This is a genomic window from Falsiroseomonas sp. (assembly GCF_041690465.1).
Lineage (GTDB): Bacteria > Pseudomonadota > Alphaproteobacteria > Acetobacterales > Acetobacteraceae > Falsiroseomonas.
This window is the reverse complement of sequence record NZ_JAWLHG010000005.1, coordinates 36,057-47,035: the sequence shown is the minus strand read 5'-3', so window position 1 is coordinate 47,035 and position 10,979 is coordinate 36,057. Positions and strand designations below refer to the sequence as shown.

Below are 10,979 nucleotides of genomic sequence, written 5' to 3'. Positions count from 1 at the left end.
TTGCCACCAAGAATACCAGCACGGGCGCGGTCAGGAAACCGCAGCCGTTCCGAAGTGTTGCGTCCGTGCCCCCAACGAGCCCAGCGCCGGCGAGGAGGTCGAGGCTTGCCCATGCATTGCCGCCGCAACGGCCCGGCGAAAGTGTGACCATATCTCCCAGTCCGCGCGCCGGCGGCCGGGCGGGGGCGCTGCTCGCACTGGCTGCCGCGATGCTGGCCGCCGGTTCGTCCGCCGCCCTCGCTCTCGAAGCGGCGGGGCCGGATGCGCGCGAGAAGCTGGAGCTGCTTCGCACCGCGCTGTGGATCGCGCTGCCGGTCGCGCTGCTGGCGACGGCGGCCCTCGCACATGCGCTACTGTTTCCGCAACATCGTCTCGGCCCGCGCGCCGCGCGCTGGATGGTGGTCGGCGGCGGCCTCGCACTGCCGGGGATCGCATTGACGGCAATGCTGCTCGTGCTGCCGCGCGGCCCATTGCCCGCCGCGGCCGAAGCCGGTCCGACCATCGAGATCGTCGCGCGGCAGTTCTGGTGGGAGATCCGCTATGCCGGTCCCGCGCCGGGCGCGCCGGCGGTGGTGACGGCGAACGAATTGCACATCCCGGCCGGCGTGCCGGTCCGGCTGCGGCTCACCTCGCGGGATGTCATCCACGGCTTCGCCATCCCCGCGCTTGGCGGTGCGGCGGACCTTGTGCCCGGGCGAACCGAGGAACTCGTCCTGCGCGCCGATGCGCCTGGCGCGTTCCGCGCTGCCTGCTACGCGTTCTGCGGAGTGCAGCACGCGCACATGGCACTCCCCGTGCTGGCGATGCCGCGCGACGAATGGCAGACTTGGCTGCGCGCCCAGGCAGCCGCGGCGGCGGCGCCACAAGCCGGGCCGGCATTGCAGGGGCGCGACATCTTCATCGCGTCGGGCTGCGGCTCCTGCCATGCGGTGCGCGGCCATGGGGCAGACGGCGAAGCTGGCCCCGACCTGACGCATTTCGCCTCGCGCGAGACGATCGGAGCAGGGATGCTGCCGAACACCCGGGCCGCGCTGACCGGCTGGATCGCGGCGACGCAGCAGATCAAGCCCGGCGCGAAGATGCCGAGCTTCCACCTGCTCACCGGGCCCGAGTTGCACGCGCTGGCAACCTACCTGGAGGGCCTGCGGTGAACGCGGCCACCGCCATGCGCTCGCGGCTGGCGCCGCTCGATGCGGCACCGCCGCGGGGGTGGCGCCGCCTCGCCGCGCTGCACCACCGACGCACCGGGGCGCGCTATGCCGCCAGTGCGTTCGGCTTCTTTCTGGTCGCCGGCGTGCTCGGGCTGCTGATGCGCGCGCAGCTTACGCTGCCCGAGCGGGCGTTGCTGGACGCCGGACAGTATGTCGCGGCGTTCACGCTGCACGGCACGCTGATGCTCGCCTTCTTCGCCGTGCCGGCGCTGCTCGGCGCGGCGATCTGGCTGCTGCCGCCGATGCTCGGCGCGCGCGACCTGCCGCTGCCGCGCCTGGCTGCCTTCGGATCCTGGTGCCAGGTGCTTGGCGGCCTGGTCCTGCTCGCGGCCGTCCTGATCGGCACCGACGCATCTGCGATGGCGACCGGTCTCGCCGCGATCGCCGGCATCGCCGGTGCCGTCGCGCTCGCGGCCGGCATCCTGCGCGGCCGCGCTCCCGGCCTGAAGCTGGCGCGCATGCCGCTGCTCGCCTGGTACCTGCTCGCGCCCCTGGCGATGATCCTGATCGGCTTCCCGCCGCTGCTCCTGGCCTGCGTGTTGCTCGAACTCGAGCGCGGCTGGGGCTCGCCGGTCTTCGCCGCGACGGGCGGCGGCGACCCGCTGCTGTGGGACAGGCTGGTCACGCCGTTCGGCTGGCTGCAGGCGGCAATCGTCGTCCTGCCGGCGATGGGCCTCCTCGCCACCTGGCTGCCGGCATACGCGCGGCGGCCGATGGTCATGCCGCGCTGGCTGGCCGCGGCGGCGGCGGCGATGCTGCCCCTTGCGGCCGGGGCCTGGCTGCACCGCATCCTCGCCGCCGAGGCGCCGGCGCTGCTGGTGACCGCGTCGGGATTCGCGGTCGCAATCCCGGCCGCGATCTTCGTCTCCGCCGTCGTCGCGACGATCGGCGCCGGCCGTCCGCGGATGGGTGCGCCGCTGCTGTTCGCCGCGGGCTTCGTCGTGGTCTTCCTGGCCGGTGGGATCTCGGCCGCGATCCTGGCCTTGCCGCCGCTCGCGCAGGCTGCGCAGGGAACGCATGCGCTGGTGGGCACGCTGCATCTGGTGCTGATCGGTGGCGCAGTCTTCCCGCTCCTCGGCGCCCTGCACCATTGGTGGCCGGCGGTGACGGGGCGCATACCGGGCGAGCGCAGTGGCCGGCTCGGCTTCTGGCTGCTGCTGGCCGGCACGCTGCTCACCTTCCTGTCGCTGCACCGGCTCGGCCTCGCCGGCATGCCGCGGCGGGTGTACACCTATCCGGAGGGCCTTGGCTGGGCCGCCCCGAACCTGGCGGCAAGCGCCGGCGCCGCGATCCTGGCGACGGGGATGGCGGTGGTCCTGGGCGGCCTGCTGCTGGCCGCGATACGAGGCCCCCGGGCGCCGGCCGAACCGCAGGACGCAACCAGCGTCCGCGGCGGCAACGCGCAGCTGGTGCAGGACCTGCCGGAACGAAGCTGGATGCCGCTCATCACGGCGCTCTGCGTCACCGCGCTGGTGCTCGGCGCACTCGCCGGGAGCCCGCCGGTCGCGCTGGCCGGCGCCGGCGCGGCGCTGGTGAGCGCACTGGTCTCGGTGTGGCCGCTGGCGCGCGACACGGCGGCGCCCGGCGTCACCTCTCCGACCGCCCATGGCCACCGTCACGCCCCGGGCTGGACGGCGCTGTGGCTCGCCCTGGTCGCGGATGCCGCGCTGTTCGTCGCGCTCGCCGCCGCACTGCTGCGGCTGCACGGCACGACGGCCTGGTCGCCCGGCGCGGAGCCAGCCGCGGCGATGGCATTCGCGCTGGCGCCGATGGCACTTGCCGTCGCCGCGATGTGGCTCGCGGAGCGGGAAGTGCGCCGCGGCCGGCGAGGCTGGCTCGGCGGATGGCTCGCCCTTGCGCTCCTTGGTGGCGCAGCCGCGCTGACACTGCTCGGCCTTGGCCTCAGCGCGACGCCGGCGGCCATGCCGGACGCCGGCAGCACGCTGCTGCACGTGGTCGCGCTGCATCAGGGGCTCGCGGTCGTCGTCGCGATGGGGATCTCGCTGCTCGTGCTGGCACGCGCGATGCGCGGGGACCTGTCGCCAGAGCATCACGTTCCACTGCGAATCGCGACGCGCGCCTGGTCCTATGTGGCGGTGCTCTGGCTCGCCGGCCTGCCGCTGCTGCAGATCGTGCCATGAAGCCATGCGCCCGCGGCCCGCGCCGCCAAGCTGTCGAGGTCGCACCGATATGCCGATGAGACAAGCCAAGCTGCCCCTGCTGCTCCTGTTGCCCTGGCTCGCCGCCTGCGACGAGCCGGCGCCGCCACCCCATCTGCGCGTCGTCGGCGGCGATGCCGAGCGCGGGCGCGTGGCAATGGTGGAAAGCGGCTGCGGCGCCTGCCACCGCATCCCCGGCGTGCGCAACGCGCGCGCCATGGTGGGGCCGCCGCTCGACGACTATGCGCAGCGCGGCTACGTCGCCGGCCTGCTGCCGAACCGGCCGGCGAATCTGGTTGCCTGGCTGCGCGACCCGCCCGCCATCAACCCCGGCACCGCGATGCCCGATCTCGGCCTGAGCGAGGCGGTGGCACGCGACATGGCCGCCTATCTCTACACCCTCGGGTCGAGCGGCGCCGGCGTCTATCCGCCCTGGCCGCAGCCGGTGCGCACCAGGTTGCCGGACGGCCCCTCGGAGCTCCGCCCGGAGCGGTGATGCTGAGCCAGAGCGAATCCTTCATCGCCTCCGCGGCCCATTGGGTGATGACGGGGCTGGAGATGGCGGGGCTGGTGGCCGTCCTGCTCGGCGCCACAGTGACCACGCTGCGCTACCTGCGCGACATCGCCATCGGCAAGGCGGAGGAAGGGTACGAGCGCTACCGCAAGCGGCTCGGCCGCGCCATCCTGATCGGGCTGGAGTTGCTCGTCGCGGCTGATATCGTCGGCACCGTCGCTGCGCCGCTCGACCTGCAGAGCGTGATGGCCCTGGGGCTGATCGTGGTGATCCGCACGTTTCTCAGCCTCTCGATCGATGTCGAGATCAGTGGGCGCTGGCCTTGGCAGCAGCATCAGGCGGAGCGGAAGGACCCGCAGGCGGGCTGACCGCAGCGCGCAGCCACGCCAGGCAGAGCGCCAGCACGGCCAGCGCGATCGCACCATCCAGCCACGCCGGCGGCACCTCCCGCGCCGCCGGGCGCAGCAGCCAGTAGACCTGCCCGACATGCTGCGCCGCATACAGCGCCGAGACCGCCGCCAGCCGCTTCGGGCCGCTGCCTGGCGGGATCGCCACCAGGATGGCGAGCGCGAGCGCGGCAACCAGCGCGGCTTTCAGCCAGGCCCAGGCCCCACCGCGGCGCAGGTACCAGCGGGCCTCGGGCGGCAGGTCCGCCATCCACACCACCACGAACTGCACGAACCAGAGCCACAGCGTGAGCAGCGCAAGGGTGAGCAAGGCGCGTTCCGCGGCGCGCAGATCCGCGCCGCCACCGCCACGCGCCACCACCAGCAGCACCGCAACCGACAGCGCGGCGCCAAGATGCTCAACGAACAGCGCGGTGCCCTGCAGCGAGCCGAGCCACCCCGGCTCGCGCGACAGCACCAGGTCGTGCGGCAGCAGCATCCCCGCGGGAACCAGCAGCAGCAGGGCGAATGCGCTGCGCCGCCGCGATGCGCCGGGACGCGCGACAAGCCATGCCGCCAACGCGACGGCGCCGAGGAGCAGCAGGACACGCGACACGAACACCTCCGGCGCAAACCACATGGCGCGCAGTCCGGGTTGCGGCTGCTCGGACAGCCAGGGATGCAGCAGCGCCGGCGCAGCGATGAGCGGCATGGCGAGCAGCAGCACCATCGGCGTCAGCCGGGCAATGCCCATGAGCGGCGGGTGCAGCGGTGCGAACCAGTCCTCGCCCAGGATGCGCCCCGCGATCAGCGCACCCAGCGCACCGATGACAAGACCGAGCGCCAGCACGAAAGGCGGCAGCCAGGCCTCCAGCGCGGCTGCCCCTCCGAGCGTCAGCACGACGCCACCCAGCAGCAGCGCACCCGCCGCGGCAAGGGCGCGCCTCACCGCAGGCGCTCCACATGCCGCGCGATGGCCCAGCGGTCGCGCGGCGGAATGCGGTCGTCGAAGGGATGCGCGCCGGCCAGGTTGGTCGCGATTGCCGCCATGCTGCGCGCGGGCTCGCCTGGCAGCGGCGGCGGGCGCGGAAAGCCGCGCGCGACCGCCGCGCCGTCGCCGGCGCCGCCGCTTCCGTGGCAGGGCGTGCAGAAGATCGCGTAGCGTTCGGCGCCGCGCGCGAGCAGCGCCGCATCCGCGTCCGGTCCCGGCCACGCGAGGGCGGCGCGTCGGGCCGCATCGCCGCGCGGCACCGCGCCGTCCGGCGGCGGCACGGGCGGCGGTGCCGGCGCGCTGCCCGGCCAGCCATCGCATGCCGCGAGCAGCAGCGCGAACAGCCAGGCGCGCCTCATGCCGCCGGCACCGGCGAGATGCGCAGCGCATCGAAGCCGCGCAGCAGATGCTCGGCGTGCGCTGCATCGAAGCCGGGCTCGTCCACGAAGAGGCAGAGGAAGAAGCGGTCCTCGCTGGCGCGGTCGAAGCCGGGCGCTGCGAAGACCGGGTGGTGCAGCCGCGGCAGCCGGTTCAGCACCAGCATCCCCACCAGCGCCGCGATCGCCGCCCAGAGCACCGCGACGATATAGGTGGCCGGCAGGAAGACCGGCCAGGCATGCAGCGGCCGTCCGCCGACATTGATGGGGTAGTCCACCACGTTGAGGTAGTACTGCGTGCCGTATTGCAGCACCGCGCCGGCCAGGCCCGCCGCCACCGTGATCGCCGCCACCGGCCAGCCGCGCACCGCAAGAAGCTCCGCGGCTTCCGGCACGGGATAGGGCGCATAGGCATCGAGCCGCCGCCATCCCGCCTTCCGCGCCGCGCGAAGGGCAGCCAGCATCTCCTCCGCATCGGCGAACTCGGCGATCATGCCGGCGGGCTGGGTCATGTCGCCTCCGATCGGCGGAGCGTGCGCAGCGCGCCAAGCCGTGAATCGGCGGCCCTCATGCCGCCTCCGACTCCGCCTCCTCGTGCCGGGTCTCGTACATGGAGACCACCGGCACGAGTCGCGCAAACAGCAGCAGCAGCAGCACGAACAGCCCGCCGGTTCCGAGCAGCAGCATCCACTCCGCGTCGCTCGGGACGTAGAGCGGGCGCGCAACCGGCAGGTTGGTGCGCTCGATGCCCGCGACGACGATGGAATAGCGGTCGAACCAGGCGCCCGCGGCCGCGCACAGGCCGAGCGGCACCGCCGTGGCGGTGCTAAGGCCGATGCGTCGGCTCCACAGCAGCTGCGGGAGAATGGCGGTGAGCAGCAGGCCCGCCCAGTAGTAGGCGGCATAGGTGCCGGTGACGCGCACCAGCATCGCCTCCCGCGCCACCGCATCCTCCAGCACCAGGCCGAACAACAGCCCCTCGGCGTAGATCCAGAGGCTGGCGAGCGACGCCGCCGCGGTCAGCCGCGAGAGCAGGTCCATGTCGCCCGCGTCGATGAAGGCGTGCAGGCCGAGCGTCCGCCGCAGCATCGCCGCCAGCGCCAGCACCAGGCCGAGGCCCGAGGGAAGGCCGGTGACAACCACATGCAGCGGCAGCCGCGCCTGGTGCCAATCGGGCACCAGCGTCGTGGCGAATTCCAGTGCCACCACGGTCTGCGCCGCGAGCAGCAGCGGCAGCAGCAGCGCGGCGACCAGCCGGTAGGCCGCCTGGTGCCGCGACCAGTGGCACACGGAGCCTCGCCAGCCCAGCGCGAAGACACCGTAGAGACGCGCGACCACCAGCCTGCCCTGCCGCGCCGCGCGATCGCGCATGGTGGCGAGGTCGGGGATCAGGCCGATGTACCAGAACAGCCCGGTCACCAGCACATGCGCGGTGATTCCCCAGAAATCCCAGATCAGCGTCGAGCGGAATTGCGGCCAGACCTGGTACGTCGCGGGGTAGGGGAACACCCAGAAGAACAGCCAGGGGCGGCCGAGATGCAGGATCGGGTAGAGCCCGGCAGCCACCACGGCGGCCAGCGCCGCCGCCTCCGCGAAGCGGTTCACCGCGGTGCGCAGCCCGTGTCGCCGCAGCACCAGCACCACGGCGAGCAGGCTCGCCGCGTTGGCGATGCCGATCCACCAGACATAGTTGATCAGGTCGAAGCCCCAGACATGCGGGACGTTGGTTCCCCACACGCCGGTGCCGAAGCGGAGCAGCGTCGCAACGGTGACGCCGAGCAGCACCACCCCCGCCGCCGACGCCGACAGCGCAATCCAGTAGGTGGCGCCGAAGCGCTGCAGCGGGATCCTCGCCACGGGTGCGGTGTCCGCCACCTCGCGCTCCTCCGCAGCCCGCGGCATGTCTGCGCCGCTCATCGCCCTGCCTGCACGCGGGCGAGGTAGGTGGTGCGCGGCCTGGTATCGAGTTCGCCGAGCAGCGCGTAGTTGCGCTCGGCGCGCTTGGCGCGCGCGACGGCCGTGTCGGGATCGTTGACATCGCCGAAGACGATGGCGCGCGTCGGACAGGCGCGTTGGCAGGCGGTCTCCACCTCGCCGTCACGGATTGGCCGGTCCTCCATCCGCGCCTCGCTGCGCGCGGCGGCGATGCGATGCTGGCAGTAGGTGCATTTCTCCATCACGCCGCGCGGGCGGATCGGCACGTCGGGATTGCGGACCTTCACCGGCGTCTCGTCGCGCGCATAGTCGTACCAGTTGAAGCGGCGGACCTTGTACGGGCAGTTGTTCGAGCAGGTGCGCGTGCCGATGCAGCGCGGATAGACCATGACGTTCAGCCCCTCATGATCGTGCACCGTCGCGTTGACGGGGCAGACCACCTCGCAGGGCGCCTTCTCGCAATGCATGCAGGGCACCGGCTGGAAGATGGCGGATACGCCATGGCGGTAGATGTCCACGCGCAGCCAGTGCATCCGCCGCCCCATCGCCATCTGCTCCGGCCCGACCACGGGGATGTTGTTCTCCGACTGGCAGGCGACGACGCAGGCGTTGCAGCCGATGCAGGTGTCGAGGTCGATCGCCATGCCCCAGGCATGGCCCTCGTATTTCCAGTCCGGGTAGAGCGAAGGCGCAGGCGCCGGCGGCGCGAAACCCTCGCCGGGCGCCACGATGCGCGCCGCCGCCGGCCCGTCGAAGTCGCGCTCGAGCTGGCTGGCGATCACGCGGGCGTGGCGGCCGGTCGGCGCCATGGTGACGTGCTCGCCGGTCCAGGGCGTGTCGGGGTCGCGCAGGATCTGCGCATCGAGGCCGCGACCCAGCCCCACCTCGGTGCTGGCAATGCGACCGCCGCCGAGCGGCAGCGTGATGCAGCCGGGTGCGTGCCATGGCACCGGCCAGACCGGCGCCAGCACGCGCCGTCCGGCGCGCTCGATCACCACCTCGTCGCCGGCGGACATGCCGTATTCGGCCGCCGTGGACGGGGCGAGCAGCACGGCATTGCCCCAGGCGATCTTGGTCAGCGGCCGCGGCAGTTCCTGCAACCAGGCATTCTCGGCGAAGCGGCCATCCAGCGTGCAGGGATCCGGCGTGAAGACGGCAACCAGCCCCGCTTGCGACTGCCGTGCAGGGCCGGGATCCCAGCCCGGGCGCAGCGGCAGATGCAGCCGCGGTGCGGCGCTACCGGGGATGACACCGGCTTCCAGCGCGGCGCGCCAGCCTTCCTCGAACGCCGCGCCCCAGGCCTCGCGCCAGGTGGCCTGCACCAGCGGCAGGGCGCGTTCCTCCGCGCCGAGCAGGGCGGCGAGCAGCTCGTCCACCGTGCGCGCCGCGCCGACCAGCGGACGCGTGGCAGGCTGCCGGATCGCCGCGGTGCCATCGAAGGCGCGGCTGTCGCCCCAGCTCTCCAGCTCGTGCGAGAGCGGCACCTGCCAGGTGCAGAGCCGCGCCGTCTCGTCGGGGTAGAGCCCCGCATGCAGGCTGAAGGGCACGCGCGCCAGCGCCGGCGCGAAGCCAAGCTCGGCCGGCACGTCATAGACGGGGTTGACGCCGAGCAGCAGCACATGCGTCGCCGCGCCATTCGCCATGGCCTGCACCAGCGGCCGCAGCGCGGCGGGGCCCATCGGCGCCGGCCGCGCCAGCGCCGGCGCGGCGTGATGCACCACTTCCGAGCCGAGCGCCGCGTTCACCGCATGGGCCAGCGCGTGCAGCCCCGGCGCCTCGGCGCGGCCGGCGAGCATCACCGCAGCCGGGCCCGCGCGCCGCAGCGCCGCGGCGACCGCTTCTGCCTCGGGATGCGATGCCGCACCTTGCAACCCCGGCACGCCGAGCGCCGCCGCCACCGCGCGGCCGAAGGGCTCGATCTCGCGGGGGTGCAGCAGGATGTGGCGATCGGCCTTGGCGCCGCTCAGCGTCGGCGAGGCCTCGGCGACGATCAGCGAGGGCAGCACGCCGCGTCCGCGCCCCTCGGCACGCGCCAGCGCCCAGTTGCGCGCAAGATGCAGCTGCGCCGGTCCCGGGCCGAGCGGATCGGCGCCGAGTGCCAGCACCACCTGCGCCCGCGCCAGGTCCGGCCAGGTCGCGACCGGCGTGCCGAACGCAAGCTCCGCGCCGGCCAGCGCCGCATCCTCCGCCAGCGGGTCGTATTGCTGCCAGCGCGCGCCGGGCCATGCGGCGAGCAGCGTTGCCAGCAGCCGCGCCGTGGTGGGCGAGGCGATCGGGCCGGTCACGACATGCAGCCCCGCGCCGTTGCGTGCCGCCAGCTCCGCGCGCGCCGCGGCCAGGGTGGCATCCAGCGCTGCCGGCGCACGCGTCCAGCCGCCTTCCCGCAGGCGGCGCGCGCGGGCGGGGTCGTGCAGCGACAGCACCGCGGCCTCGGCGAAGACATCGGTGGCGCCGAGGCTCGCCGGATGCAGCGCATTGCCATCCACCTTCACCGCATGCCCGGCACGCGTGCGCACCAGCATGCCGCGGCCGAGGCCCTGCAGATCCAGAACCGTGGCATAGGTCGCGGCGTCCTGCACCTCGCCGCGCGGCGGCGCGTAGAGCGGCTGGCCGAACTCCGTCGGCTCGTCGCAGCCCGCCGCGGCCAGCGCGAGCGAGGCGGCGGAGAGGCGCAGGATCTCGCGCCGGCCGGGATGGCTCCCGCTCATCGGTGGCAGGTCGAGCAGCGCGTGAGCGGCGGCAGCTCCACGCCGCCGTGCCAGAGGCCGAGCGGCCCGAGCTCATCGGGCGCCCGGTTCGCGGTCGGCACCATGGCCGCGGCAGCGCGGTGGCATTCCAGGCACCAGCCCATCGACATGCTGTGCACCTTCACTGTGCGCGGCATCGTCTGCACGGCGCCATGACAGGTCGCGCAGTCCACGCCCGCCTGCACGTGCACGCCGTGATGGAAGCGCGCATGGCCGGGCAGCCGGTGCACCGAAGCCCAGGCGATCGGATCGCCGAGCTCGATGCTGTCATGCAGCGGCGCCAGGATGGACGCGCCCATCCAGACCTGCTGGTGGCAACCCAGGCAGAGCGCCGCGCTCGGCATGCCCGCATTCCCGGACCGCTCCACCTGCGCATGGCAATACCGGCAGTCGAGCCCGATGTTGCCGGCATGCAGCGCATGGCTGAAGGGGATGGGCTGCGGCGCCGGCTGCCCGATCGCCCAGGCGCGGTCCGACCGCGCCAGCGCATAGGCGAGCAAGGCCGCACCAAGCAGCCCAGCCACCAGGAGAAGCAGCGTCAGCCGGAAGCGGCCATCGGCACGGGGCGAGAAGATCTGCGGCATCGTTCCGGCTTCGGATCCCCTCGGGCGCAGGAGGACACCCGCTGGCTGCGGGGCGCACCGGAACAAGGATCGAGC

Annotated in this window: 10 protein-coding genes; 4 read left to right on the top strand and 6 right to left on the bottom strand. The window is 73.4% G+C overall.

Annotation, left to right across the window (positions count from 1 at the left end; genetic code table 11):
• Window positions 1-143: 143 nt before the first annotated feature.
• Genes ACESM1_RS07750 through ACESM1_RS07735 form a run of 4 tightly spaced genes read left to right on the top strand, consistent with a single transcriptional unit; the run spans window position 144 to window position 4,252 of the window.
• Complete coding sequence (locus tag ACESM1_RS07750; protein ID WP_372619129.1) at window positions 144-1,151, top strand: c-type cytochrome; 1,008 nt, start codon at window positions 144-146, stop codon at window positions 1,149-1,151.
• Window positions 1,148-3,352 (top strand): cbb3-type cytochrome c oxidase subunit I, encoded by a 2,205-nt coding sequence (locus ACESM1_RS07745; RefSeq protein ID WP_372619128.1) that lies wholly within the window; start codon window positions 1,148-1,150, stop codon window positions 3,350-3,352. The genes ACESM1_RS07750 and ACESM1_RS07745 overlap by 4 nt, the downstream gene beginning before the upstream one ends.
• A 55-nt stretch (window positions 3,353-3,407) precedes the next feature.
• On the top strand, window positions 3,408-3,866 hold the full coding sequence (locus tag ACESM1_RS07740; protein ID WP_372619127.1) for a c-type cytochrome: 459 nt from the start codon (window positions 3,408-3,410) through the stop codon (window positions 3,864-3,866).
• Window positions 3,866-4,252 carry a DUF1622 domain-containing protein gene (locus tag ACESM1_RS07735; RefSeq protein ID WP_372619126.1) on the top strand — a complete coding sequence of 129 codons (387 nt, stop codon included), beginning with the start codon at window positions 3,866-3,868 and terminating at the stop codon, window positions 4,250-4,252. The genes ACESM1_RS07740 and ACESM1_RS07735 overlap by 1 nt, the downstream gene beginning before the upstream one ends.
• Here the strand turns inward: ACESM1_RS07735 and ACESM1_RS07730 are convergent.
• Genes ACESM1_RS07730 through ACESM1_RS07705 form a run of 6 tightly spaced genes read right to left on the bottom strand, consistent with a single transcriptional unit; the run spans window position 4,191 to window position 10,904 of the window.
• Entirely contained in the window at window positions 4,191-5,219 is a 1,029-nt protein-coding gene (locus tag ACESM1_RS07730) for a hypothetical protein (RefSeq protein WP_372619125.1), read from the bottom strand. The two genes, ACESM1_RS07735 and ACESM1_RS07730, sit on opposite strands and share 62 nt — an antisense overlap.
• Window positions 5,216-5,620 (bottom strand): c-type cytochrome, encoded by a 405-nt coding sequence (locus ACESM1_RS07725; protein ID WP_372619124.1) that lies wholly within the window; start codon window positions 5,618-5,620, stop codon window positions 5,216-5,218. The genes ACESM1_RS07730 and ACESM1_RS07725 overlap by 4 nt, the downstream gene beginning before the upstream one ends.
• Window positions 5,617-6,150: a DUF3341 domain-containing protein gene (locus ACESM1_RS07720; protein WP_372619123.1), complete on the bottom strand. Its 534-nt coding sequence runs from the start codon at window positions 6,148-6,150 to the stop codon at window positions 5,617-5,619. Before ACESM1_RS07720 ends, ACESM1_RS07725 begins: the two co-directional genes overlap by 4 nt.
• A 55-nt stretch (window positions 6,151-6,205) precedes the next feature.
• Window positions 6,206-7,540, bottom strand: a complete 1,335-nt coding sequence (gene nrfD, locus ACESM1_RS07715; protein ID WP_372619122.1) for an NrfD/PsrC family molybdoenzyme membrane anchor subunit — start codon at window positions 7,538-7,540, stop codon at window positions 6,206-6,208.
• A gap of 11 nt (window positions 7,541-7,551) precedes the next feature.
• Window positions 7,552-10,281 (bottom strand): 4Fe-4S dicluster domain-containing protein, encoded by a 2,730-nt coding sequence (locus ACESM1_RS07710; RefSeq protein WP_372619121.1) that lies wholly within the window; start codon window positions 10,279-10,281, stop codon window positions 7,552-7,554.
• The gene (locus ACESM1_RS07705; RefSeq protein ID WP_372619120.1) at window positions 10,278-10,904 is read right to left on the bottom strand and encodes a cytochrome c3 family protein; all 627 of its coding nucleotides are present in this window, start codon (window positions 10,902-10,904) and stop codon (window positions 10,278-10,280) included. Before ACESM1_RS07705 ends, ACESM1_RS07710 begins: the two co-directional genes overlap by 4 nt.
• Window positions 10,905-10,979 lie beyond the last annotated feature (75 nt).